Genomic DNA, 24,748 nt, shown 5'->3' on the forward strand with positions numbered 1-24,748 from the left:
TAGGCGTTTAGAATTTGGCTTGGGGGAAATAGACTAATTAGACAAGGGGGTTCGAAAATGGAAAAAGCGGATAGACGAAGAACGTTGGCACTGGTTTCTATCATGCTCGGTGCTTTTATATCATTACTAGATACAACGATTGTCAATGTCGCCCTACCCGACATCACGACCGCGCTTCATGCAACAAGTGAATCGATTGAGTGGATTATTTCAGGATACGCATTGGCGTTTGGAGTCGTCCTGATTCTCGCTGGACGGCTAGGTGATCGTTTCGGTCGGAAAAATATTTATATCTTTGGGATTTTGCTATTTTTAATTATGAGTATCACGGCCGGCTACGCGCAGACGGAGAAAAGCTTGATTATTTCCCGGGTAATACAGGGGCTCGCAGCGGGATTATTCTTCCCACAAATCAACGCGGTTATTATGGACATGTATCACGGCAAACAGCTCGGAAAAATCTTCGGGATACTTGGCTCGGTAATTGGTGTCGCAACGGCGATTGGACCACTTGCAGGCGGATTCTTGATTGAGTTATTTGGGCCTGATAATGGTTGGCGTGCTGTGTTTTTTGTCAATGTACCAATTGTTTTAGTGACCTTAGTTCTGGCGATGTTGTACTTGCCGAAACACCAAAAACCTACAGAGAAGGTGCGATTCGACATTCCTGGAGTTCTCGGGTTAACGCTTGCTTTGATGTTATTACTATATCCGGTTATTTCGCGTGGTTCGAATGGATTCCGATTCGTCGATTATATGTGGATGGCATCCTCCATACCTTTCTTCCTGTTACTGTATTGGTGGAGTGTACGGCAAGCAAAACGCGGAAATCAGCCTTTAATTTCGCCCAATTTGCTTAAAAATCAGCCATTTGTATCCGGAATGTTGCTTTCATTGGTTTATTTTGCAGCATTTACGAGTATTTTCTTCATTCTCTCGGTGACGTGGCAAACTGGTTTTGGTCAGTCTGCGATTGCGTCTGGGCTTGCCATTACGCCGTTTGCGATTGGGAGTGTCGTTGCAGCGGCAAATAGTAATCGGTTTATTATGAAACTTGGACGGCGGCTCTTGCATCTCGGCGTAGCGCTAGTGATAATCGGATTATCAGCGGTTTCCGTTGTTTTTCAGATGCACGATGGTTGTTTTTTCAGCTTGGTGGCTTGCGCTGCCGTTATTGATTGCAGGACTTGGAAGCGGTTTGATTATTGCTCCACTGAACAGTTTTACGCTTTCGACGGTAGTTGGGCCAGAGCGCGGCGGGGCCAGCGGAATGTTTAATACGGCGCAACGTGTGGGTTCCTCGTTCGGGATTGCGGTTGTTGGTTCAGTATTTTTCAGAACGCTCGGCGATGCAACTGGTGTGTCGCAAGCCAAGGCATTCTCAGACGGTTTGCAGACGAGTATGTATGTGAATATCGCGCTGTTGGTGGTTTGTTTTGTGTTGGTTTTTAGATTGCCGAAGAAGATATGATTAGAAAAACGGTTCATTCCATGATGCGAATGAACCGTTTTCTATAGAAATAAGGGTTATCTAATCCTGTTCCTTCTCATTTTCATTCGCTACACCGTATGGAATATGTACCGATGGGAATGACTTGGCAACATCATCAATATGCTCGAGTTGGTCATCAAAAAAGATATGTGGTTTATAAATTTTTAATACACTGTTCTTGTTTATCCCGCCTAAAAAGAATGCTTCATCTATTCGAATATCATACTCCCTAAGCGTTTTGATAACTCTCTCATGTGCTGGTGCATTCCTAGCCGTACATAAAGCTACTCTAATCTTCGGTTTATACGAGTCATCCTCTTCAAATTTTGTAATTTCATACTTTTGAATTTCTGATATTTGTTTTAAAAAGCGAAATAATGGCCCTTCTCCCATTAGTTCATTAGCGTGTTCTCTCTCATGCTTTTGATAAGGTAGTAGTCCTCCACCTTTTTTATAAACTGTTTCTGATGCGTCATCAACAATTACTCCATCAAAATCAAAAGCTAATCTAAGCTCTTTCTCTGTTTCGTCATCCTTATAGTCTGTATCCTTAACATACCCAGCTGGAAAATTATATTTAATGGCTTCTTTCACATCAGCTAGATTTCCTGACAAGAAGAGAGAGGCATTAATTGCTTCCATGTACTTAAATGGATTCTGACCCGCGACAAATATTGCCCGGCTAATAGTTAAACCATAAAATTCTATGGCTTTGAAAACTCTCAATCCTGTATCTGGATCATTTCTAGAAAGTAAAATCACCTCAACTAGTTGCTTTTCCTTTGTATTTATTTCTAAAAGGCGCTTGATAAGCGCAAAAGCAACACCTTTTCCTAAAATATTATTTTCATTCTCCCTTTGATATCTTCTATATGCATTTTCCTTTTCTTCTCTAAATACTTTATCGGATTCACTTAAGTCAAATAATGCACTAGAAGCCACTGCAATTACTAACTTATCTGTAAGTTCAAATGCCATCATACACCCTCTCTAGCTATCAAGCCTTATCCAAATTTTGTTTGCCATACTTCAAATTATAGTCCGCAATTTTCATAGAATGCTTACATTTAGGAAAATTAGTACATCCAATAAAAGGAAAAGAATTTTGTACCTTATTATTTTTCTTCAACTTTAATATCCCACTTCTACACTCTGGGCATTTTATATATCCCAACCTTTCAAAATAAGCCTCTGCTAATAATTCAGGTCTAATTTTCGCGATTAAATAATATAATTTCTTTCCATCTATAAGTTCCATCTTTTCCTGTTTGGCAATTTTTTGAGCATTCTCACTAAAAAAAGTTGTTGTAATAATACAGGTTTTTTCAATCCCTCTTCGTCTAGCGCCACTTATCAAGGTATTTACTACTTCTTTATTAACTAAATCATAGTTTTTATATGGGTCCATTCTTTTAGCTTGGATTGCAATCTTTTCTCGCCCCTGAGTAAGTATAATATCAATTCCATCATCGTATTTTTGAGTAAGCTCTGCATCATAACCTGCATATATAAATAAGTCTTTTAAAAAAAATTTCGAAATCCTCGCCACTCATTTCATTCAGATTCGCCACATCTTTTGATTCTACGTAATAATCTTTATCTCCATCCATAGACAAAAAATTAATGTTCTTAGATTTCTTAAACAAATTCCATCCCACGTTCACCATTCCCCCATCAATTAAAATCTAGAATTTATTCTCATTATACCAAAAAAAGAAATATTATCCTACATTTCCCACAATTATATTTCACTCACACTTTGTAAACCTCCTCACAATAATGCTATAATTACCCCATCACAACCAAAAAAGGAGTTGACCGCCCATCCATGTTTATTAACAAATACAAACCACTAAACCTCTATACCAATTTCGCGCAAGCCGCGGAGCGTTTTCCGGGTCAGGCGATCTACTTTGACGAGCCTCTCACGGCTTTCCCTGAACTTCAGCTACAGACTACATACCATGATGCAAAAAATGCCCTCATCACGAAGGCTGCTCAGCTTCAAAATATCGGTGTCAAAAAGGGCGAGAAGGTCATCGTTTATAAATCGGCCAAATTCGATACCTATCTTTTAGCTGTGGCTATTTCTTATCTCGGCGCGGTTCCAATCATGATTTCTGCGCACCTGCCTGCTGAAACAATGGACATTCTGGTCGCGCGGCTGGACGATCCTTGGATGATATTCGATGGGGATACGGCGGCAAAAGCACAAAGTTTGAAAAACCTGCCTGCTTCGAAATTAATCGCGGTCGAGGAGATTCTCGCAACGACTTTTGATCAGCTTTGTGAGCAAGATTTTCTCACGCCTGACACGATTTCTTACATGACGCATACTTCTGGTACGACTGGGGTTCCGAAACTTATCGCACACTCGGCGAACTCAATGGGTTGGCGCACGAAATGGCAAAAGAACATTTTGAGCCTCATCCGGAAGCGAGGCCTCGTCGCTTTTCATATTTCGCCAGTGCATTCGCGATTCAATATCGGGATTTCATCGCTGATGGCGAAAGGTTTTCCACTACTCCCAATCGCCAATCCAAGCCGGGCTAACATAACGAAAATCATGACGGAATACGCGCCGATGATTTTGGAAACGCATCCGAACCATTTTGTGCAGTGGGCTTCACTTGCTCGTGAGGAACCGGAAGTTTTCCAAAGCGTGAAATACTATCATTCCACGTTTGACGCGATTAATAAGGAAACGATGGCGACTTTTTTGCGTTGTTCGAAATATCGTTTACCGGTCTTCTTGCAGGTTTACGGGCAGAGTGAGTGTGGACCAATGATTATGCGTTTCCATACGAAGTCCACGCTCAAACGGACGAATGCGCGTGCGATGGGCGTTGGAATGCCTAGTTTAACGAAAGCTCGGATTGTGGATCAGGACGGAAAGCCAGTTTCTGCCGGGGTTAGCGGGAATATCCAGATGTTCTCGAAAGGCCGGGCGCTGACGTATTACAAAGAAACCCCGCGTTTTAAGGAAAATGTCTACGGCGCTTGGTGGGATAGCGGCGATTACGGTGTCAAAAGTCGGCTCGGAGGCCTTTCCCTGCTTGACCGCCAAGTCGATCTCGTTGATAAAATCGACAGCACACTCGCGATTGAGGATGCCCTTCTTGATGAGCTGACTTTTCTAGATGAAGTCGTGATTATTCGAGGCAAAAATGGGAGTCCACAGCCGATTGTGGCGGTGAATGAGCGTGCGGAAATGAATTGGGATCTATGGTGGAAAAAAGTATCCGATTTACCGCACCTCAATGAACCAATTCTCATGAAATATGATGCGATGCCACGGACGGCGACGATGAAAATTCAGCGCTTAGAGTTGGAACGTTTGCTTCAAAATAGCGAAATTTAGACGTGAAAAAAGGATAGCCCTTCGTCTCACTGAAATGGCTATCCTTTTTCGCTATTCTGTTTTCCTCTTGTAGATTTGCATCGAAGCTATCATCGCAATAATGAAAATCCCTCCGCACCAAGCAATTGCCGTCCAAACTTCGCCGGTATTCACGTTTCCAACTAGCAGAGAACGGACACTTTCAATAATTGGCGTCATCGGCTGGTTTTCCGCAAACGCCCGCACGACTTTGTTCATCGAATCCGTTGGTGCAAAAGCCGAGCTAATGAATAGTAGCAACAGGATGAGATAGCTAAACGAAGCCGATCCTTCTGGGCTTTTTGCGAGCAATCCTGATATCACGGCAATCCATGTCATCGCCAACGTGAACAGCAGCAAAATCAAAATAACGACGAGCCAGCCAACAAATCCTGCTTCTGGTCTGAATCCCAAAAGGAACGCTACCAAAACAATCACAAGCGTCGAAATCAAATTGAAAACAACGGACGTCACGACATGTCCTGTCAAAATAGACGATTTAGCAATAGGCATCGAGTGGAAACGGTCAATAATTCCTGTGGTAACATCATGGCTTAGCCTTACCGCCGTATACGTCGTCCCCATCGCGATACATAAAAACATAATCCCCGGAACGACATAGTTAATATAATTTTCCGAACCTGTATCAATCGAACCTCCAAAAACATATACAAACATCAACATAATCATCAGTGGCATCGCAATCGTCGTAATGATCGTATCCGCACTTCGAAAGGCATGCTTCATGTTGCGCCCAACCATTACTTGCATATCATTCCAATTATTCCGCATCATGCTTCACCCTTTCTATCGATAATTGTGAGGAATACGTCCTCTAGTGTCGGCGATTTTTGCGAAAACTCAAGCACTGCGATATTCGCCGCTTCCAACTTCCCTAAAATCGCCATTAGTTGTGTCGTGCTACCATCAATCGTTACCGTTACCAACTGCTCGCCCGCATTCAAAGTCGGATTGAAGTCAATCAGCGCCGCGTTTGCCGCCATAACCTCGCCTTCCTCTGCAAAACGCAATTCCAAATGACCGTTCGGCAACATCCGCTTCAACTCACCAACCGTCCCATTTGCCACGATTTTACCATCATTCAAAATGGCAATCTGATTCGCTAATTGCTCCGCTTCTTCTAAATACTGCGTCGTCAAAAATACCGTTGTTCCATTGCTCGCGAGCTCCCGAATAATTTTCCACATCGCTAAACGACTCTGCGGATCTAGCCCCGTTGTAGGCTCATCCAAAAAGATTACCTCCGGATTCCCGACCAAACTCATCGCAAGATCCAGTCTCCGTCTCATCCCACCAGAATACGTTGAAAGCGCCCGATCTGCGGCATCCGTCAAGCCAAACCGCGCTAACAACTCGTCCGCAATTCCCGCTGCATCTGGCAAATGCCGTAATTTCGCAATCAATCGCACATTCTCACGCCCAGTCAGAATCTCATCCACCGCCGCATTTTGCCCAGTTAAACTGATTGCCGCGCGCACTAAATTCCCCTGTTTCACAACATCCGCGTCACAAATCTGCGCATCGCCACCATCCGGCTTCAAAAGCGTTGCTAGAATCCGAATTGTGGTTGTTTTCCCAGCACCGTTTGACCCTAATAACGCGAAAACCGTTCCTTTTTCAACGGTGAAACTGATTTTTTTCAACACTTCTACATTTTTATAAGACTTCTCCAAATTATTAACAGAAATCGTATTTTGTACCATTTTACACGCTTCCTTTACATTAGAATGATTCCGCTAAGATCCGCTTTCCGATTGGTTTTCAAGCTTTCATAAGATGCCGTATCCATTACTGCGCCAGTGAAATCAGCGCGTTTCACATAACTTCCCTTGAAAGAAACATTCTCAAACGTCGCATCTCTAAAACTCGCGTCAACAAGCCCTGTGCTTCTGAAAATAGTGCCTTTGAACACTTCACCGTCAAAGTTCATTTTTGATAAATCAGAATAACTGAAATCCGTTTGGTCAAATATCGCATTGGCAAAATTCGTCTTGCTCAAACCAGATTGTTTCAATTCAGCAAACGTCAAATCCGCGCCTTCAAACGACGTATGTGTAAGCTGAGAAGCATTAAATTTCGAGTTAGCCAAATTCGCATAGCTAAAATCCGCGCCTACTAGCAAGGCAACCGAAACATTAACTCCTTGCATAAAAGCGCCTCTAAAGCTCGGCGATCCCTCACCTTTTTTAGCGTATACACCTTTTAAAGAACCGTTATGAAACTCCGCCTGCTCAAAAGAAGCGCCAGTTAGATTCACATAGTCCAATTTAGCATCAATAAACACCCGATGATCGAAATTAACCCCAGCTAAATTAGAATGCTTAAAATTTACACTACGAAATTCGCCCTCATCAAACCGGCTATTTCTCAAATCAGAATTACTAAAATTAAAGCCTTCTAGCACTCTTCTTCTGATCGTTCCGTCATTGTTCGCCGCACGTTGCTTCGCTTCTTCAATTTCTTGCCAAACTGGATTATCTTCCAGTGACATCTTCCGCTTCACACCAATGCTTTCAATGACCTCTGAAATATCACCTAGCGAATGAATCGTCAACTCATATGCTTCCTCGGTGTCATAGCCTTGCTCCTCTAACTCCCCGTATTTCTCTTGTAAATCATGCACAAGTTCTTCTTTCAGCTCGCTAATTTCGGCCGTATCTTCGTATGCACTGAATTGCCCATCAATGTACCCAATTAATTTCTCATTCATTTTTCCTAACCTCTTTCCTCATAATAGTTGTTCGAGAATGCGTTTTGCCGATTCCCACTGCCGTTTATTTTCTGCGTATAGTTCCTCGCCTTTTTCGGTTAATGTATAATATTTTCGCCGTCCACCCTTGGTAGCATCGTCGCCCCAGTAAGAAGAAATACATTCCTCTTTCTCCAAACGCTTCAAACTGGAATACATCGTGGCTTCTTTCAGTTCATATTCCCCGTCTGAATTAAGATGAATCAATTTCAAAATGTCATATCCATATTTATCGCCGCTCATCAGTAACTTCAAGATAATCGTATCGGTATGTCCTCTCAGTAGGTCAGAGGAAAGTTTTTTATCAGCCATGTGATCGCCTCCATGAGTATAATATACACCACATTACTATGACAGTCAAGGTAATAGATTCAACATGATACTATCACACATCAAAAAACGCATACCAATCAAGGTATACGCTAAAAAAAATTATTTTCTGTTAGCTCGCTACTTCAAGACCAAAATAGTAGGTGACATAGTAGTTTATATCTAGCCCCGCACTATAAAATTCTTTCAGTGTGTACATATATTTCCTCGGTTTAGACGGCACTTGAAATTGCCAAATTCCCGATTCTACCTCTTTCAGCGGAATTTTTATGACGTCTTCTCCAGATTCAGGAATCATTGTTAGCACCATATTACTCAAATATGCCGATTCCATTATTCCTACCTTCACTTTCTCTTGAACCACGATTTGGACTTTCTCCGTGTTCTTTACTTGAACGATTGTTTGGTAGTTCAAAAAATCTTGCGGTGCAGGGTATTCCGCAGAGGCCGTCGCACCATTCCACTGAAAGTCCGTTCTCGAGGTTTTTATTTTGGTGCTCGGCGTTGATTTCAATGTGATTTTTGGCGTTGTTTGTTCTACCTGTTCCTCAATATCTGTGTAAAGGCCGCACCCAGCAAGGATTAATAAGCCTAGAATAAGGGGTACTATTTTCTTCATCTGTCGAATCCTCGTTTCCAATTAGTAAATACAAGCAATCGGTATTCCTTCCTAAAAATGAGGAGGAGGAACAAACCAATATTCCCGATTAAGGCTATGATTGTGAGCAGTGGTACAAAAATGATGGCGGTGATTGAAATCCAGATTCCCCATACAAACATCGCGATAATGAATAGGAAAGAAAGTCGCTTTTGCTTCAAAATAAGGCTCGCCGTAATAATTCTAACTACACTAAAAATCAAGAATATCTCCATTGTAAACACGAAGGCGTCAAGAATGAGGTTAATCAGCCAAGAACTAGCGAATTTCGTTCCCTGCTCATGAAAGATAGAGTATACGATTAGTAACCAACAGTTGACTTTCATGATCAGATCTTTTGCTTTCGCCGGTTGCATATGACCATTCTCCTTTTATTCAGTATCTTCGTAAATCCCTTCTGTCGCTGATAAGTTGAAAGGTTCGGCGTTCCACGTAATCACGATTTCTTTTGCCAATTTCACCGCTACTTTTTCGACCAAATGCGGCATCGATGTGATGATTGCTGATTGGTCCGTCAAATCAATTAAAAGTGGCGCAGGGTCACCAAATTCCTTCATATCCATAAAAATAGCAAGATTTCCGTCTTCCTCTTGATAAATGCGCACCCGTTTTTCCGAATGCACACGCCAGCCATGACTTACCATTGTTATCATATTAAATCTCTTCTCTCAGCGCTTACGAAACGCATCCTGCCGTTCATGAAAAAAGCGTTCCAACAACCGCACATTCTCAAGCTCCGTCCAAGCATACGTCTGCAAGCCGTCCTGGTCCAAATTATAAATCGTCCCCGATAGCGCGCCCAATAAAAACGGCGAATGCGTCGCAATCACAAACTGACAATCTAAAAATCGCGCTGCCTGATTGATAATTTCAGCCAACTTCATTTGATTTTCCGGCGACAGCGAGCTTTCCGGTTCGTCCAATAAATAAAACCCATCCGGCATAATATAATCCTCAAAAATCTGCATCGCCGTTTCACCATTAGAATATTTCTCCTGCGCAAACTGAAGGCGCTTGATTTCTTTTTTCATCGCATAAGATTCTCGATGCTCCGCGATTTCCTCTTTCGTTTGCCCCAGCCGGCCGCGCTCATACATATAACCCTCACGCAAAATCGCCTCTTGCTGGATTTTCTTCACTTCATATAATATATCCTCACTCTTAATATAGCGACTATTCGCCGGAATCGCAAGGTCACGAGTGCCATCTTCTGTGGTTCCATAACTCGCCTTACTTTCTGCTACATAATTTGAAAAATAATCAATCTTACTCCACGCTTTGTTCTGCTCAGCGCCTGCAACACCTAACTTCGTCGCCATGAGATTTAGCAATGTCGACTTACCAGAGCCATTATTCCCGTATAAAATGGTGATAGTATCAAAAATAAATAGCCCGCCCGATTTCCCACGCAAAATGTTGTATGGATAAATATTCGGATTCGTAACAGAACAACTCGACAACTCGAAACATCTGACATATTGCATAGCCGGCACTCCTTTTTTAGCTTTAAACCCATTATACCAAAAAAGCCACCCAAATTCCGAGTAGCTCATTTTATCCATTTTTACGTCAAATCAACAATCACTTTTACCGTTCCTTCGCCTTTAATCGCAACACGAAAGGCTTCTTCAATATCGTCTAATTTAAAAACTTGCGTCACCATCGTCGCGATATCGGTTTTCTTGTTGATAATATGATCGACCACTTTGCGAATATCGCCATCTGTGTAGCCACTCGCGCCTTGAATGCTAACTTCTTTAGACATCACTTGTGCCAGACTCACAGGCACTTCATCCTTATACACCGCGATAATCGAGATTTTTGCGCCTGGTTTAACGATTTTCATCACTTGCTCGAACAAAACTGGCGCACCCGCTGCATCGATGAAAACATCCACGTCAGGAACCATTTGCCCATATACATTTACTTCACCAAATTGCTCGCTTAACCCTGGCGCTAAATCTTGCTTCATCGTGTTTAAAACGCTCGCCCCAAGATGCTCGGCTTTCTTCAATCGCCAGTCGTTCGTGTCCACCACACAGACATTCGGAAATCCTTCTGCGATCAAGCTCGCTGCCGCAGACATTCCGATTGGCCCCGCGCCCAACACGACAATTTTATCAATTGGCTTTGGATTCGCGCGAAATGCCCCATGTCTCCCAACGCTCATCGGCTCTATTAATACTGCCGATTCTAGCGAACAATCCTCGCCCATATCATACAAATTATAGTTCAGCGCTGCGTCTTCAATCAACACATACTCTGAGAATCCCGATGCTTCAAGCGACTGCCGACGTCCCGCTCGTTTTGCCGTCACAGGATTAATCCCAACGATCATCCCTTTCGTAACCTCACTCGCCACAGCCGTGCCAATCTCAACCACTTCACCGACCATCTCATGCCCAAACTCGGCGCCGATGCTAATTCCTCGGTCCCCCGCGCCGCCTCTTACAATATTAATATCCGTTCCACAAATACCAGCTCTAAGATTCCTCACTAAAACGTCCTTTTCACCAACCTGCGGAATCGCTTTCTCTTCTACTCGAATACCTTCTTTTCCATAATAAACTGCTGCTTTCATACGACATTCTCCTCATTTCTTATTTTATTTATGTGTTTTTTTATTCAACATCTCAAATATATTAGCGATGGAAATATAGAGTATCACCATACCAACGATCAATAATGTGATTTGAAATCCTAACATCACACCAACCTCCTTTTCAAAATCATATATATGCCGATAAAACCTGAAATTGTCCCAAAAAGGAGCCCAGAAATCATATTATAACCAACTGCATTCCCATCATAAGTAAAAGACAAGAGGGCAGCCTGCGTCAGAGTCAACGAAATCAAAGCCGATGCAAAATTCGTCAGTTTCACCGCTTCCATCATTAATTTCTTATCTTTTCGCGCGTTCACAATCCCTTGAATCGATAACACCAATTCCGTAAAGGTCACGGTCGCAATGATGACAGCGAGGTGCGGATCATATTTAATCGCCATATTGGAAATCGTCAACACACTGCAGAACACAATAAACATGATACTCGAAAACAAAATCATCCAACCAATGCTACGATACGATTTCCGCTGATCCATCTCGGTGATACTACTCATGCGATGCGTTTTCACGGCCAGATATTTCGCAACCGCCATCCCAATATTGAAAAAAGCATTGATAACGAGAATAAAAGACAGTGAAAATACACCTAAAACAATTTTCCCAATCGCTAGTATCGCATTGAACGGCACGGCAATCGTTGTAAAATACATACATCTTGTATATCTGTCCCTCACATTCCCGCGCCCCTTTTTCAAAATTGGTATTACTTCGACAACAAGTGATTCGCCTTCTTGCTCACTTCGTACAACTCTTCATTTTTCTGATCCATCAAAATCGTGATTTCAGCATCCTTTTTCTGGTATAAATTTTTGTAGCTAAAATACGGCATCAGCCAGCCGAAAACTCCTGGAATAGCGAAAATGACGGAAAGCGTGATGAGCCCGCTCGTCACCGCGAACACGGAACACGCCATGCCAATCGTTCCCACTAAGGCAATGCCATACGCCACGATCCGCGCTGTCGTTTTTTTCGAACGCTCCAGTTGCTCCATTTCATCCACACACGCGTCGAATTGTCGCTGCAATCTCGTCAATTCCGCCTTATTGCGAATTTTCCGATCCCGCTTAAACTTGATTTTCAACGAGGTCACCGATTTTGAAATACTGTCTAAATCCCAGCCGAAATTAGTGTAGCCATCGACAAATAATGACTCTTTATCCTGATTTATCGTAATATCTGTGTACTCATAACCAACAAAGTCTGCTCTAGTACTCATATTCTGCACTCCCTTGCCTTACTTGATACACCCATCTTAATAAACAAATGTTTGCGATTTGCATTTAAAATGTTTCTGAAATGTTAATTCGCACGCAAAAAAACAGTCCAGAATTCCTATTTCGAACCCAAGACTGTTATTCTTAATATCTAGCGTTTAGCGTAACAATAAAAGTAGCGCCCTCGCCAAGCTCACTCATCACTGTAATTGTTCCGCCCATAAGTTTAATGACCTGCAAAGAAAGCGCCAACCCTAAACCATTCCCCTCTTTCGAATGCGAAGAATCACCTTGATAAAATTTCTCAAAAATCCGTTTCCTTGTCTCCTCATCCATCCCACAGCCAGTATCAGAAATCGCCACGCTTACAGAATTCTCCGTCGAGGTTTGCTTGCATCTGATAACACCACCTGGCTCTGTAAACTTCCACGCGTTGGACAGTAAGTTCCGCCAAACAATTTCCATTAAATCTGGATCGGCGTAAATGGATACTTGTTCTTCCATATCCACCTCCACGCTTATTCCCTTTTTCTCTAACAAATTGTCGAAAGAAAGAATCGTATCAGAAAGTTGGCGACACACATCATACGGTTCATCCGGCAACTGAATTCCCTGATTTTCCAGCTTGTTCAAATTTAAAATGTTGGTTACCAAAACGGATAAACTTTGTGAAGCCGTAATAATTGTTTCTACATACTCTTTTCTTATCTCCGGTCCAATAGCCTCATTTTTAAGCGCCGTCGCGTAGTTTTGAACGATCGATAACGGGGTTTTGATTTCATGGGACACATCCGCTACAAAATTAGTTTTCATCGTTTCCAGTGATCCGAGCGCCTCCACCATTTTGTTGAAATCTTGGAACATCACATCGATATAATTATACTTATCCGCCTTATGCATCGGCTTCAAGTATACTGTGAAATCTCCCTCCGCCACTTGCTTTGTAGCCTGACTTAATTCGCGCATCGGTTTATCGAAAGCCATATATTTTTGATACCCCGTGAAAAAACAGAAAATCGCGGCAATGATCGCCCAATACAAAATATACCAACCAATATAAGGGCCTGATTCTTTTAAAATATCGGCGCCAAACATCACAGCTGGCAACATCGCAAAACCACCAAGCGCGAGCAAAACACCAATATATCCAATCCAAGAAAAGCGACTCACTTTTTTCAAGCTGCTAGCATTCATACTAAGACCGCCTTATATCCGATTCCATGCACCGTTACTATTTTAAAGTCCGTACACGCCGAGAATTTATTTCGGATTTTTGTAATATAAATATCCACTGCGCGCAAACTCGTCTGACTCTCTATTCCCCAAAATTCATCCATCAGTTGCGCCCGTGAAAAAGCCTGGTTTGGGTATGAAAGCAACTTATACAACACATTGAATTCGCGAACCGTAATCGGAACCTCTTGCTCACCAATCATTGCAGTGAGTGCCGCTGCATCCATGCGAAGCGTTCCAACAACTAGCTTCTGCTCTGTAGCAATATTCGCCCGTCTAAGCAATGCCGTCACGCGCAAAACAAGTTCATCAAGATCAATCGGCTTCACCATGTAGTCGTCTATTCCGATTCTAAAACCCTTTTGTTTCGCCGTTAAATCATCCCTCGCCGACATGAAAAGAATCGGAATATCCTTATCAAGCGACCGAATCGTCTCCGCAAATTCAAAACCATCAATCTTGGGCATCATGATATCCGAAATAATTAAACTATATCGATTGCTATACATTAAATCATAGGCTTCTTGCGGGTTTGTACAACCTTTCGCTCCATAGCCGTTACTAGAAAGGTACGCACACGCAATATGATTCAGCTTCACATCGTCCTCAACCACTAAAATATTAATCAACATTCTCAACTCCTTGACCATTTTGATTCTATTATACACTTAAAATGTTGATAAATTGTTTCTACTAAAAAAAGAGCCACTACCGCTCTAAGCAGTATTGACCCTACATAAAGTTATTTTATAGCCCCTAACATTTCAAAAACCTGATCCAATTTTTCAGTTGGAACTTCCGCAAGCGCATCCCCGATGGATAACTCAAACCCGCACGTATCTCCAGGTTTCGTCTGTAAATACCCCGAACACCCTACACCCGTCTCCGCATGGATTTTTGCCAAGACCGGCTCGATAACTTCCACAGACTTTTGAAAATGAACATGAAACATATTAGAAACAGGCACTTCTGGCACCGTGCTCACACCATTGCAAGCGTTAAACCTTTGCGCTAACTCCTTCGCCGCCTCATAGTATTGCCCCATTTTGCCGATGCGTTTATCAAAATAAAAATCAGCTGATAAAATATATGGATACAAACTAATTAAATCCCCGCCATAACGCCGTTTCCAAACCCTCGCCTCGTCCGTAAAGTCCGCACTACCAGCCAAGATAGCACCCGCGATACCGCCAATTCCTTTATAAAAAGAAACATACACACTATCAAACAGCCCACAAATCTCTTTTTCCGACTTGTTGTAATACGGTGTTACTTCCCATAAACGCGCACCATCGAGGTGAATCTTGATCCCGTTGTCATGACAATACTGCGAAATCTCCTCCAATTCAGCGAATGTTGGTAACTGCCCGCCAATTTCGCGCTGAGGCAACTCAATCAAAATACATGCAACCGGCTCGCTTAAATTCCGAATATCATCAATAGTTAGTAATCTTTCCGCTGTTCCAAGTAATAACGGCTCAATGGATTGCAACTCTTTTAAGCCATCTTGTTCATGAATTTCGAGATGAGAAAGCGGGTGATAAGCAATTTTTTTGTTAGTTTTACGATCCGCCCAAATCCGCAATGCAATTTGTTGCGCCATCGTTCCACTAGGGAAAAATACCGCTGTTTCCTCACCTAAAAACTCGGCGATTTTGCTTTCGAAATTCTCGATAACCGCGCCTTCCCCATAAATATCACTTTCTAGGCTCCCGTCGACCGATTGGAAAGCATCTTGTAAAACACTTGCGTTACGCGGACCATGCTGGGATAGTTTGTACGTTGTTTTTTTGAATGAATCCTTTAATACATTATTCATGTGAATCTCTCCTCGTTCTTCAAATTGTAAGACTACGCTTTTCTATGTTTCATTTGATCTACAGCAAAGATGACTATCGGTAAGTAATTGAAAAAGAAACTGATTCGCTGACAAAAACCAATTTTGTCTAAAATCGGCAAATCATTGATCGCAGGTATTCGCGCTAAACCATAGACAGCAGCAGATATCAGACTAATGATCAGCAAAACCAAATACATTTTGCTACGGCTCGACAGTCCTTGTTTTCGATAAAGCAGCACTAAAAATAGCGGGAAAAGTAAAAAGCCGGCATAACCTAGACCTGAGCCAATATTGTGAACCCACGTTGAAAAAGTCCACGTTGCTTGCTCTGTATCTATGCTGAATAACCCGGTAAAAATGCAATCTCCAATACCGTATAAGCCAATCGCCGAAGCCAGCAAAATAGCCAGTGTCCGCGATGTTTTGCTAAACGTTTGATATATTGCCGGCAAAGCTAGGACAAACAATACCCCAGACACGACAGACCAAACTAAAAACGCGCCACGAACCGGACTTTCCACGTCGCCAAACACACTCATAACCATTGTCATTTGGTTCAAACCCGGATAAAAGATACCCAAAACATAAGGCGTCAAAAAATCGCTTAATACGCCCAATAATAGAAAATAAAATCCATATCGCTTCAAAAACCCCATTCTTTCTCCTCCTTCCAGCCCCCCTGCTAGATACTATCTTATCATTTACAACGCTCGGTTAGAAATCAAACTTGTAATATAAGTGAAAAAATTCCTGTTTCCATGGTTATTGTCGATAATTCGAAGCGTTTGGTTTATTTATGATATGGTTCCCTACGATTAATCCGGAAAGCCCGATATACCTGTTCCACCAAAACCAATCTCATCAGCTGATGTGGCAATGTTAGCTTTCCAAATGATAATTTTTCATCACTTCGCTTTAGTACCTCATCGCTAAGACCTAACGATCCGCCAATCACAAAGGCTACTTTGCTTTTCCCATAGGTAGCCAGTCGATCCAGTCCAGAAGCAAACTCTTCACTACTCTTCTGCTTTCCATCGATCGCTAGGGCAATCACATGCACATCATCTGCAATTTTCGCCAAAATTCGTTCGCCTTCTTTCGCTTTTACTTGCACCATCTCTGCTTCACTCAATATTTCCGGTGCCTTTTCATCTGGTACTTCTGTAATCGTAACTTTTGCATACGGACCGAGACGTTTTGTGTATTCCGCGATACCTTGAATCAAATATTTTTCTTTCAATTTCCCTACCGTTAAAATCTGGATATTCACAACTTATTCACCCTTTACTAACATTTTATCCACAGAATTTATCCACATACCCACAATCAATTTCTATATTTTGTGTCTGAACACTCGTTCCCCACTATATATATCGCTTTATTTTTACAGTATCCACAGGTTATCCACAGATTTTGAGAATTGTTTACTAACTTGAATTCTGGGAACGTTTCTACCTCATAAACCCAGTCATCAAGCGCTTCTTCGATATGTTCTTCACAGCTATAAATTGGCTTTTTCAACACGATTCCTTCTTTCTTGTTACACAAACTGTGGATAAACCTACTCAAAGGATGGGTTTATCTGGACAGCTACCTAATTATGATAAGTCGAATTAACCACATCGTCAACCAATACCTTACTCAAATTTAAACTTTTCTAATTAATTTGTCGATTTCGGGTCGCATTTCTATGTTTTTGTGTATTTTCTTTCTAATTTCTATCATTTTTTAGATAAATTATTCACTTATAAACTTATCCCCAGCATTTTAGATTATTACGCACAGTTTATCCACAAAATAAATATATATATCCACAGGTAAATCTATATTTCGTGCCCGAATATATGTTCTCTACGACATATTGATTCCACAAATTATTGTTATCCACAAGTTATGCACAGAATACTAGTCTTTATAGATTTATGTTGATAACGCTTCTATACGTTATGGCACAAGGGGTTTCGTTTTATATACTCATTATTTCTTATATTTTTATTCACATTACTATATTTTTTTGTGGATAACTTTCTCAACTTAATAGATGTAGATTTAGACGATTACAGCCCTGATCATTCTCTTCTACTCTCAGCTCGGCTTCATTTTGGATGAAACAGCATACGCCACTAGCATAATCTCTGTCTCTTCAAATTCTACCATATCCACAAAAAAAAGACCTAGAATCCATCTAGGCCCCATCCTTTTCTAAAATAAATACAGCGGAATCTTCTTTGTCGTTACTTTATTCCCGACCTTACTCGTTATCCAAATCCACTTTGGTTTCGAGCTGTAAATCGGCTTCCAGTTGAAATTTATCAGTGCTTTCTTTCTCAGCGTTAATGGCTTCGTGAGCGCTTTGCCAGCACTGTCTTTCAGCTGAATCGTCTTAACTGATTTGTCGTTTACAGCCCACATGATTCCACCGCTGATAATGCCTTTTTTGTAGCTGGGCAGTTGAACAACTGTATCTAAATTGCTCCCAACATGTTGGAAAGCGCGGCCGTTCAGTGTGTTTTTACCAATATATACGGTGCGAACAGTTGGAACGGGACGGATCGCGGTGCCTGCAACCACTTGTTTCACATTTTTACTAATAATCTTATTGTTCGCTACAGTCAGAAACGCGGTGTCAAAATAGGTCAGTTTACCGTTAATCACTTCTGTCTTCTCGCGAACATCGATCAGCGTTTTATAGTATGTCGGGATGTCGCCGTTAATCCTAAACGTATTTTGACGAATCACAATCCCTGATGTCATCCTATTATCACTACTCCCACCAAAAATTCGAACGGGAAAACCAACATTTTGAGCGGTAAAATGATTGTTTTCAACTAGGATATATTTGGGTGGTGTCAGCGTGTTGCGCAATCTTGAGTTGAAAGTGATAAAGGAGAGCGTGTCTGGGCTATTGATCGTGACGGTATTATTGCGGTGAATAGCATGCTGGATGCCGCTCCCGCGAATTCCAGTGTATCCGACATATCGAGCGTTTTTTTACGCCCCATTTCTGTTCGAATTTTTTGGTTGTCGATAATCCGTTTTCCGTTGTTATTTTGAAGGTAGACACTATTTCCTGTCACAGATACGTAATTATTAGCGGGACCATAACTGTCAATTCCACCGTCGACCATTTGATCCGGCGTTATTTTAGAGACACGAGCGGCATTATAATGGTATCCGCCGAAACGCTCCATCCAATCGATGACTTTATTGTTGCGAATGTAGATTGGACCTCGGGCGGAGCCATTTCCTTGATACAGACTAATTCCTGAACGACCAGAATGCCGCACAATATTTCCGTCAATTCGCAAATTATCTGTATAACTCGCCGTAACACCACTTTGTAATCCTGAATTTAATATTTGATTATTGGCTATATTTACGTTATTAGCCTTGGCGATACTTAATACGGCTGAACCGACTTTATTTGCGTTTAAAATCATGTTTTGCACCTGAATGTTGTTTTTTGTGATTTTTTTGTAGGTCGCGTGATAATTAGCCGTGGATTCTGCCTTAGTCACCGATCCAATCTCGAGCAAATTACTCTGGTACACATGAACATCGTGCTGCATAAAATCGTATTTTGGCATGTTTGCATTGTATTGAAGCGTGAAATTCCGGATTTGCAAGTTGTTGACAGTTGTAACGCCCTTACCGGTTTCTGTCGTCATTGGCCCATTATTGAGCGTTATTTTAGAGTCAGCTGGATGGGTAGTTGCTCCAATCAGCGTGACATTTGATTTCAAAATAATACTTCCTGTCACTTCAAAATTTCCTTTCGGGATCGTAATAGCGGTTTTTGATGTGTTTATTGCCGTTTGTAAGGTTTGGGTGTTATATGCTTTGATTTCTGTCGTTGTCCCCGGTTTCAGATTTAATATCATAGCTTTTGCACTTGTGCCCGGAATGAATAACCCGACTATCAAGCCAAACGCAAAACTTAAAAGAACTAATATTCCTTTTCTCATCTTCACTACCTCCAATTATCTAAAAATGTATAATTTTTATCATTTATTAGAAACCTAATTTTCACCTTACATTTTATAAAAATGGCTTTTTTACTTATCTGAATCTATTTCCCCGTTCCAAAACCTATGTAAACCTTCGTGTAACTGTGAACAAATGTGTCTAAATTGTGAACAAAACAAAAAAACCGAGCAACGAAGGGGTATTAGCACCCTCATTACTCGGTTTTTGAAAATATGATAAGGTTGAAATTTTATTGATCAGGAGTTCCCTCAGAACCATGTACCGCTTCTGGTTCTGCAACTTCACTCGTTGTTTCTGGCTCATCTGCAACACGTGGCGCAGATACGGTCGCGATTACTTCTTCTACATCGGTAATCACTTCGTAATCGGCATTTTTAGGGATGTCTGATACGGCGATGGAATCACCAATATCAAGATCTGTGATATCGACTTCGACTACTTCTGGTAATTTATCTGGTGTAGCGGAAACGGTGATTTCATATAAAACTTGTTGTAAGACGCCGCTAGATTTCACGCCTTTGGAATCACCAACTAAGTTGATACTCACATTTGCTTCTACTTCCTCAGACATGTTTACCGCTAGTAAATCGATGTGCTCGATGTCCCCTTTTAATGGTCTATTTGGTAATCGTGTAATAGTACATTTAATTTTGCTCCGTCAACCGTTACTGAAAATACGGAATTTCGGCCGTTATCTCGAACTGCTTTAATAAATGTTAAAGAGTCTACGGATACTGGCACGTTTTCTGCCTTGTAACCATAAATAACACCTGGAATTCTACCTGCATTACGGATAGACGTTATGTTCGAATGCGGTTTTGTTTCTCTTTTTTGGACCTCTAATGTTGTTGCCATAAAAAAATCACTCCACTCATTCAATTTATGTTGTACACCTCCATCATATACCCTTTCTGAAAAAAAATGAAACAATAAGGGTTTACGTTGCGCTATTTAAGGCTAAAGATAAAGAGAATTCTTTTTAGCAAAAACTGTATCACAACGCTTACATGTTTTTTATGTAACACTTTAGAAACTCTTTGTAGTTCAAGGTTTCACAAACGAAGATTACGTGTTATACTGTACTAGTAGATCGTATTTTTGAAGGAGGAATTTAAAAATGAAAGATCATCAAAAAATCATTTTGGTTGGAGACGGAGCAGTTGGTTCTAGTTATGCATTTGCTTGTGTGAATCTAAATATCGGGCAAGAATTCGGAATCATTGATATAGATAAGGATAGAACGATTGGGGATGCGATGGATTTAAGTCACGCGGTACCTTTTTCAGCGCCTAAGAAAATTTACTCGGCAAACTATAGTGATTGTCACGATGCGGATATCGTTGTTGTTACGGCTGGTACGGCGCAAAAGCCTGGGGAAACAAGACTTGACTTGGTGAGCCGTAATATACGTATTATGAAATCGATCGTGGATGAGGTTATGGCAAGCGGTTTTGACGGTATCTTCTTGGTTGCATCGAACCCTGTTGATATTCTTACTTATGCGACTTGGAAATTCTCTGGTCTGCCAAAAGAGCGCGTGATTGGTTCTGGTACAAGTCTTGATACGGCGCGTTTCCGGATGTCGATTGCGGATTTCTTGAAGGTCGATGCGCGTAATGTCCATGGTTACATTCTTGGTGAGCATGGCGATACGGAGTTCCCAGCTTGGAGTCATACAACGGTTGGTGGACTGCCAATTATGGAATGGATCGAGGAAGACGAGCAAGGCGCGATGGATACGATTTTTGTTAGCGTTCGTGACGCGGCTTACGAGATCATCAATAAGAAAGGCGCAACGTTCTACGGGATTGCAGCGGCACTTGCCCGGATTACAAAAGCGATTCTGAATAACGAAAACGCGATTTTGCCATTATCTGTGTACATGGACGGGCATTATGGCTTGGATGACGTGTATATTGGTGCGCCGGCTGTCGTGAACCGTAAAGGTGTGCGTCACGTTGTTGAGATGAAACTGAATGACGTGGAAAAAGAACAAATGGCGAATTCAGCAGCGACTTTGAAAAAAGTGTTGGATGATGCGATGAAAGATTATTAATACGTTTTGTTTCTGCTATAAATACTAATAAAGAGTCTGAGACAAAACTCAAGATAAAGCAAAATCGCCCAACCCGTTACTTTGGGTAGGACGAAAATTTTGCTTTACACAAATCGAGCGAAAGCGTTTGAATTCAGGGAGTTTGGTGGAAGCCGGAAGCAGAGTGTACGATTGTACATGAGAACCGGAAGTCCGCTAAACTCCCTGAATCCGAGCGCTTTTCGCCGATTTATCTGGGTTATGTTCCAGCCCCTTTATTTTTTAGACGTGTCGAATTATCTATCCATTTTTCCTTTTAATTAGAACGGCCAAAGCAAATATCATCAAGCTAATTCCATATAAAGCCATCTGATTCCGTTTACTATCTCCTGTTTCCGGTAATTCTTTAATGACTGGATTTATCTCTACCCTCTCGTTACCTGGATTTTGCGTCACTGAAGTCATCGGACGAACTATTATCGGTAATTCTGACACCATAACTTCTGGCGCCTTAACTGGTGGACTCGGCTTAAGAGGTAACACCGGTTGCTGAGATACGATTGGTGGCACCTTCATATCTTCACGGCTATTCTCCTTTATGACTTGAACTTGTGTATCATTCTCGCCAATCTCAATGTCAAAGGAAACCGGAGTACTATCTAGCACATAACCATTTGGTGCTTCTGTTTCAATAAAGTAATACCGACCGGGAATTAAGCCAGAAATCACTATTTCCCCGTTTATATCCGTGCTCATATCCGTAAACAGAACTTCACCATCGCTATCATGTAATTCGAACTTGGCACCAGCTAATGGTACGGATGGATTATCTGCGTCTATTTTCGTCAGCTTGACACTTCCTCCTTTGAGTTTGTTCTCCGTCCCCAAAACAATTGGTACTGTATCGGCAGTGCTCACTGATACATAATAAGGAGTACTATCCAATATATAACCAACTGGCGCAGTGACCTCCCTTACCGTATAAGTCCCCGGCTGTAGCGCCTTCGAATTTAGCAAACCTGTGGCATCTGTCAGTCCTTCAAACACTTGCTCATTCTTGTCATTCAAAATTTCATACGTTGCACCCGAAACCGGATTGTGCAGATTATCTAACTTCTTAATCTGAATTCTGCCGTCGTATTTCCTAGTCGAAACCGAATTCGAATAAACCTGATCGCTCGCTAACATTAAAAATGCTTGATTAAAAAGTGTCTCGCCCATTTTTAAATTTTCGACACCCACTTTAAAACTCCACTCTGCTAGTTCTCCTTTCGGTAAATCTTTCAACAATTTGATTGTTAATTTGTTATCCTCAATCTTTATGTCAAATTTGCTTGTATCGTAAGCCTCCAATTCGGGCGAAATCATTTTCTCATTTAGCGGATCCGTAATAACTGTGCCCGCTGGAATTGCCTCCCCATCTAATAGTGATAATTTCAGTGTATAGATCACTTCATTTTCATCGTAGTTTAAAGTTGTTTTGTCCACGCTTTCATTTAAAACATAACTTGTTCCGTAGTGATTAATTGCCTGCACAGAAACTGATTTTTCAATCGCTTGTCTGTTACTTGCAACTAAGTTGGCAACATTCATCTGTACGCCCAGATTGGAGTCCTCTATTTTCAAAGAATACTCCACAAAATATGTCTCATCCGCTGCAATATCCCCAAAGTCTACGCTGAAGCGATTGGCAACTTTATCGTACATTATCTTGTCTGCAAATTCATCCGTTACATACTTATAATGTATCGCTTCTCCTTCCTCATCAAAATCTGTTACCTTTAAAACCCTAATTTGATCCTTTGTCATCGAATCTCCAGGTGTTGACATTCGTTTAGATGATGCAATAAGGGATGTCCCCTGAGGTAGTTGATCCGAAACGATAACGTCCTTCAGTTCGGTACCTCGATAGTTCACTACCAATTGAAAACGGTTTGCTTCAGCATTTGTTGTATTTAGATTCGCAATACCATTCTGATCAAAATCCCCTTTATACCACTTATCAAAAATAGGAAAAACTGGCAGGTGCTGTTTCTGCACATCTACACGCACCTGTTGTTGTTTGCCAGCATAGGATACTGTGAAGGTTTGGATACTAGCATGCTCCCCATCAACTCTTATTATTGGAGCTCCAAACTTGATTTCGAATACGCCATTAAAGGCATCATTTGCATCAATTAGCTCCGTATTCATTGAAAAAATAAGGTTAAAATTAGTATCATCTTTTTCTAAACCTTCATACTCGAACGGCTCCGGAATGAGCATCTTTGTATTGAAATCACCCATATTATACACAATTTCTTTTGGTATACTAACAACTATATTTCCGTTATCTTCCAAAAAATCTCCTGCACTACCAAAAACATTTACGTGTAAATTAACTTCTTGTCGGCTTTTTATAGTACCGGTAATCACCGAAATCGAGGCGTTCCCACCTGTACTTTCAGCCATCACTTGACCTTTTTTCACATCCAGAAATAGCGTTCCTAATTGTACACTAAGTAAAGTAATCATAAAAATAACGATATATTTCTTTGCCTTCATCACTAATCCCCTTTTCTAATATATTCAAAAAAATCTTACTTATCTAACTTTTATCTTTAAAACACGTGATTTCATCCAAGCGACGTCTTTTTGACTATAACATATAGATGCTCCACTTAAATTCACAAGAAACTTAATTTCATGCACTATTTTGTGACAATTTTATGGATAGATATGTTTTTTTTAAAGAGGCAAAGTATCTCGAACCAGCTTCCTCATTTTTGTATTTTCTAGTCGAATATGCTATTTTAGTGTCATGGCATTATAAAAATCAAGAGATAAGGAGGTAATAAAACATGATTTCGACTACAACACCAAGCATTGACGGCAAACAGATTGTGGAGTATAAACAAATCGTGTTCGGAGAAGTAATTACAGGGGTCAATTTTATGAAGGATATTGGTGCAGGTTTGCGTAATTTCTTTGGCGGACGTTCGGAGGGCTATGAGCAGGAATTAGTTACTGCTCGCGAGGAAGCGATTCGCGAAATGGAAGAGCGTGCAGCAAAACTCGGCGCGAATGCCGTTGTCGGCGTGGACATCGATTATGAGGTGCTTGGTGCGGATAATGGTATGTTGATGGTGACGGCTTCAGGAACGGCTGTTGTTGTCTCTTAAAACAGCTCACAAAAAAGGATGAG

At 41.3% G+C, this 24,748-nt stretch carries 25 protein-coding genes and 2 pseudogenes; 4 read left to right on the top strand and 23 right to left on the bottom strand.

Features of this window, described 5'->3' with window-relative positions:
• Positions 1-57 precede the first annotated feature (57 nt).
• A pseudogene (locus tag PGRAN_RS06495) lies at positions 58-1,471 on the top strand (MFS transporter).
• 60 nt (positions 1,472-1,531) lie between these two features.
• Here the strand turns inward: PGRAN_RS06495 and PGRAN_RS06500 are convergent.
• On the bottom strand, positions 1,532-2,470 hold the full coding sequence (locus PGRAN_RS06500) for a 5'-nucleotidase (RefSeq protein WP_036066014.1): 939 nt from the start codon (positions 2,468-2,470) through the stop codon (positions 1,532-1,534).
• Positions 2,471-2,489: 19 nt separating this feature from the next.
• The gene (locus PGRAN_RS06505; RefSeq protein ID WP_036066015.1) at positions 2,490-3,041 is read right to left on the bottom strand and encodes a restriction endonuclease; all 552 of its coding nucleotides are present in this window, start codon (positions 3,039-3,041) and stop codon (positions 2,490-2,492) included.
• 279 nt (positions 3,042-3,320) lie between these two features.
• On the opposite strand from PGRAN_RS06505, the gene PGRAN_RS06510 reads away from it, so the two are divergent.
• Positions 3,321-4,853, top strand: a complete 1,533-nt coding sequence (locus tag PGRAN_RS06510) for an AMP-binding protein (protein ID WP_036066016.1) — start codon at positions 3,321-3,323, stop codon at positions 4,851-4,853.
• A gap of 51 nt (positions 4,854-4,904) precedes the next feature.
• Here PGRAN_RS06510 and PGRAN_RS06515 read toward each other — a convergent pair whose 3' ends face one another.
• From PGRAN_RS06515 to PGRAN_RS17625, 20 genes and pseudogenes are all read right to left on the bottom strand, one after another.
• On the bottom strand, positions 4,905-5,666 hold the full coding sequence (locus tag PGRAN_RS06515) for an ABC transporter permease (RefSeq protein WP_036066018.1): 762 nt from the start codon (positions 5,664-5,666) through the stop codon (positions 4,905-4,907).
• Positions 5,663-6,595 carry an ATP-binding cassette domain-containing protein gene (locus PGRAN_RS06520; RefSeq protein WP_036066019.1) on the bottom strand — a complete coding sequence of 311 codons (933 nt, stop codon included), beginning with the start codon at positions 6,593-6,595 and terminating at the stop codon, positions 5,663-5,665. The genes PGRAN_RS06515 and PGRAN_RS06520 overlap by 4 nt, the downstream gene beginning before the upstream one ends.
• 14 nt (positions 6,596-6,609) lie before the next feature.
• Complete coding sequence (locus tag PGRAN_RS06525) at positions 6,610-7,602, bottom strand: pentapeptide repeat-containing protein (protein ID WP_036066020.1); 993 nt, start codon at positions 7,600-7,602, stop codon at positions 6,610-6,612.
• An 18-nt stretch (positions 7,603-7,620) separates the two neighbouring features.
• Positions 7,621-7,953 carry a PadR family transcriptional regulator gene (locus tag PGRAN_RS06530; protein ID WP_036066021.1) on the bottom strand — a complete coding sequence of 111 codons (333 nt, stop codon included), beginning with the start codon at positions 7,951-7,953 and terminating at the stop codon, positions 7,621-7,623.
• Between the two features lie 130 nt (positions 7,954-8,083).
• Positions 8,084-8,590: a hypothetical protein gene (locus PGRAN_RS06535; RefSeq protein ID WP_036066022.1), complete on the bottom strand. Its 507-nt coding sequence runs from the start codon at positions 8,588-8,590 to the stop codon at positions 8,084-8,086.
• Positions 8,587-8,985, bottom strand: coding sequence for a hypothetical protein (locus PGRAN_RS06540; RefSeq protein WP_036066024.1), 399 nt, complete (start codon positions 8,983-8,985; stop codon positions 8,587-8,589). The genes PGRAN_RS06535 and PGRAN_RS06540 overlap by 4 nt, the downstream gene beginning before the upstream one ends.
• Positions 8,986-9,000: 15 nt before the next feature.
• Entirely contained in the window at positions 9,001-9,282 is a 282-nt protein-coding gene (locus tag PGRAN_RS06545; RefSeq protein ID WP_051998455.1) for a hypothetical protein, read from the bottom strand.
• 15 nt (positions 9,283-9,297) lie between these two features.
• Positions 9,298-10,113, bottom strand: a complete 816-nt coding sequence (locus PGRAN_RS06550) for an AAA family ATPase (RefSeq protein ID WP_036066099.1) — start codon at positions 10,111-10,113, stop codon at positions 9,298-9,300.
• Between the two features lie 80 nt (positions 10,114-10,193).
• Positions 10,194-11,210: a zinc-dependent alcohol dehydrogenase gene (locus tag PGRAN_RS06555; protein WP_036066025.1), complete on the bottom strand. Its 1,017-nt coding sequence runs from the start codon at positions 11,208-11,210 to the stop codon at positions 10,194-10,196.
• A gap of 125 nt (positions 11,211-11,335) precedes the next feature.
• Entirely contained in the window at positions 11,336-11,929 is a 594-nt protein-coding gene (locus tag PGRAN_RS06560; protein WP_149024003.1) for a hypothetical protein, read from the bottom strand.
• A 29-nt stretch (positions 11,930-11,958) separates the two neighbouring features.
• Complete coding sequence (locus PGRAN_RS06565) at positions 11,959-12,471, bottom strand: hypothetical protein (RefSeq protein ID WP_036066027.1); 513 nt, start codon at positions 12,469-12,471, stop codon at positions 11,959-11,961.
• Between the two features lie 142 nt (positions 12,472-12,613).
• A complete protein-coding gene (locus PGRAN_RS06570; protein WP_036066028.1) occupies positions 12,614-13,663 on the bottom strand; it encodes a HAMP domain-containing sensor histidine kinase in 1,050 nt (349 codons plus the stop codon).
• A complete protein-coding gene (locus PGRAN_RS06575) occupies positions 13,660-14,334 on the bottom strand; it encodes a response regulator transcription factor (RefSeq protein ID WP_241433295.1) in 675 nt (224 codons plus the stop codon). Before PGRAN_RS06575 ends, PGRAN_RS06570 begins: the two co-directional genes overlap by 4 nt.
• A gap of 110 nt (positions 14,335-14,444) precedes the next feature.
• A complete protein-coding gene (locus PGRAN_RS06580; protein WP_036066029.1) occupies positions 14,445-15,521 on the bottom strand; it encodes a threonine aldolase family protein in 1,077 nt (358 codons plus the stop codon).
• A 32-nt stretch (positions 15,522-15,553) separates the two neighbouring features.
• Positions 15,554-16,198 (bottom strand): DUF998 domain-containing protein, encoded by a 645-nt coding sequence (locus tag PGRAN_RS06585; RefSeq protein WP_036066030.1) that lies wholly within the window; start codon positions 16,196-16,198, stop codon positions 15,554-15,556.
• A 134-nt stretch (positions 16,199-16,332) separates the two neighbouring features.
• Positions 16,333-16,812, bottom strand: a complete 480-nt coding sequence (gene rlmH, locus PGRAN_RS06590) for a 23S rRNA (pseudouridine(1915)-N(3))-methyltransferase RlmH (protein WP_036066031.1) — start codon at positions 16,810-16,812, stop codon at positions 16,333-16,335.
• A 56-nt stretch (positions 16,813-16,868) separates the two neighbouring features.
• Positions 16,869-17,066: a CxxH/CxxC protein gene (locus PGRAN_RS06595; protein ID WP_241433296.1), complete on the bottom strand. Its 198-nt coding sequence runs from the start codon at positions 17,064-17,066 to the stop codon at positions 16,869-16,871.
• A gap of 678 nt (positions 17,067-17,744) precedes the next feature.
• Positions 17,745-18,296, bottom strand: coding sequence for a hypothetical protein (locus PGRAN_RS06600; RefSeq protein ID WP_036066033.1), 552 nt, complete (start codon positions 18,294-18,296; stop codon positions 17,745-17,747).
• A 95-nt stretch (positions 18,297-18,391) separates the two neighbouring features.
• Entirely contained in the window at positions 18,392-19,507 is a 1,116-nt protein-coding gene (locus tag PGRAN_RS06605) for a pectate lyase family protein (RefSeq protein ID WP_036066035.1), read from the bottom strand.
• Between the two features lie 251 nt (positions 19,508-19,758).
• Positions 19,759-20,384, bottom strand: a pseudogene (locus PGRAN_RS17625) (50S ribosomal protein L25/general stress protein Ctc).
• Positions 20,385-20,646: 262 nt separating this feature from the next.
• Between PGRAN_RS17625 and PGRAN_RS06615 the strand changes: the two are divergent.
• Entirely contained in the window at positions 20,647-21,585 is a 939-nt protein-coding gene (locus tag PGRAN_RS06615) for an L-lactate dehydrogenase (RefSeq protein WP_036066037.1), read from the top strand.
• A 279-nt stretch (positions 21,586-21,864) separates the two neighbouring features.
• Here PGRAN_RS06615 and PGRAN_RS06620 read toward each other — a convergent pair whose 3' ends face one another.
• Positions 21,865-24,108: an LPXTG cell wall anchor domain-containing protein gene (locus tag PGRAN_RS06620; RefSeq protein ID WP_036066038.1), complete on the bottom strand. Its 2,244-nt coding sequence runs from the start codon at positions 24,106-24,108 to the stop codon at positions 21,865-21,867.
• 296 nt (positions 24,109-24,404) lie between these two features.
• Between PGRAN_RS06620 and PGRAN_RS06625 the strand changes: the two genes are divergently transcribed.
• Entirely contained in the window at positions 24,405-24,725 is a 321-nt protein-coding gene (locus tag PGRAN_RS06625; protein WP_036066039.1) for a putative heavy metal-binding protein, read from the top strand.
• Positions 24,726-24,748 lie beyond the last annotated feature (23 nt).

Origin of the sequence: Listeria grandensis FSL F6-0971 (assembly GCF_000525835.1) — a bacterium.
GTDB lineage: Bacteria > Bacillota > Bacilli > Lactobacillales > Listeriaceae > Listeria_A > Listeria_A grandensis.

Coding starts and splice junctions, on each gene's coding strand:
- PGRAN_RS06500 (WP_036066014.1), bottom strand. CDS start 2,470: ATGGCATTTGAACTTACAGATAAGTTAGTAATTGCAGTGGCTTCTAGT.
- PGRAN_RS06510 (WP_036066016.1), top strand. CDS start 3,321: ATGTTTATTAACAAATACAAACCACTAAACCTCTATACCAATTTCGCG.
- PGRAN_RS06515 (WP_036066018.1), bottom strand. CDS start 5,666: ATGATGCGGAATAATTGGAATGATATGCAAGTAATGGTTGGGCGCAAC.
- PGRAN_RS06520 (WP_036066019.1), bottom strand. CDS start 6,595: ATGGTACAAAATACGATTTCTGTTAATAATTTGGAGAAGTCTTATAAA.
- PGRAN_RS06525 (WP_036066020.1), bottom strand. CDS start 7,602: ATGAATGAGAAATTAATTGGGTACATTGATGGGCAATTCAGTGCATAC.
- PGRAN_RS06530 (WP_036066021.1), bottom strand. CDS start 7,953: ATGGCTGATAAAAAACTTTCCTCTGACCTACTGAGAGGACATACCGAT.
- PGRAN_RS06535 (WP_036066022.1), bottom strand. CDS start 8,590: ATGAAGAAAATAGTACCCCTTATTCTAGGCTTATTAATCCTTGCTGGG.
- PGRAN_RS06540 (WP_036066024.1), bottom strand. CDS start 8,985: ATGCAACCGGCGAAAGCAAAAGATCTGATCATGAAAGTCAACTGTTGG.
- PGRAN_RS06545 (WP_051998455.1), bottom strand. CDS start 9,282: ATGATAACAATGGTAAGTCATGGCTGGCGTGTGCATTCGGAAAAACGG.
- PGRAN_RS06550 (WP_036066099.1), bottom strand. CDS start 10,113: ATGCAATATGTCAGATGTTTCGAGTTGTCGAGTTGTTCTGTTACGAAT.
- PGRAN_RS06555 (WP_036066025.1), bottom strand. CDS start 11,210: ATGAAAGCAGCAGTTTATTATGGAAAAGAAGGTATTCGAGTAGAAGAG.
- PGRAN_RS06565 (WP_036066027.1), bottom strand. CDS start 12,471: ATGAGTACTAGAGCAGACTTTGTTGGTTATGAGTACACAGATATTACG.
- PGRAN_RS06570 (WP_036066028.1), bottom strand. CDS start 13,663: ATGAATGCTAGCAGCTTGAAAAAAGTGAGTCGCTTTTCTTGGATTGGA.
- PGRAN_RS06575 (WP_241433295.1), bottom strand. CDS start 14,334: ATGTTGATTAATATTTTAGTGGTTGAGGACGATGTGAAGCTGAATCAT.
- PGRAN_RS06580 (WP_036066029.1), bottom strand. CDS start 15,521: ATGAATAATGTATTAAAGGATTCATTCAAAAAAACAACGTACAAACTA.
- PGRAN_RS06585 (WP_036066030.1), bottom strand. CDS start 16,198: ATGGGGTTTTTGAAGCGATATGGATTTTATTTTCTATTATTGGGCGTA.
- PGRAN_RS06600 (WP_036066033.1), bottom strand. CDS start 18,296: ATGACATCAGGGATTGTGATTCGTCAAAATACGTTTAGGATTAACGGC.
- PGRAN_RS06605 (WP_036066035.1), bottom strand. CDS start 19,507: ATGAGAAAAGGAATATTAGTTCTTTTAAGTTTTGCGTTTGGCTTGATA.
- PGRAN_RS06615 (WP_036066037.1), top strand. CDS start 20,647: ATGAAAGATCATCAAAAAATCATTTTGGTTGGAGACGGAGCAGTTGGT.
- PGRAN_RS06620 (WP_036066038.1), bottom strand. CDS start 24,108: ATGAAGGCAAAGAAATATATCGTTATTTTTATGATTACTTTACTTAGT.
- PGRAN_RS06625 (WP_036066039.1), top strand. CDS start 24,405: ATGATTTCGACTACAACACCAAGCATTGACGGCAAACAGATTGTGGAG.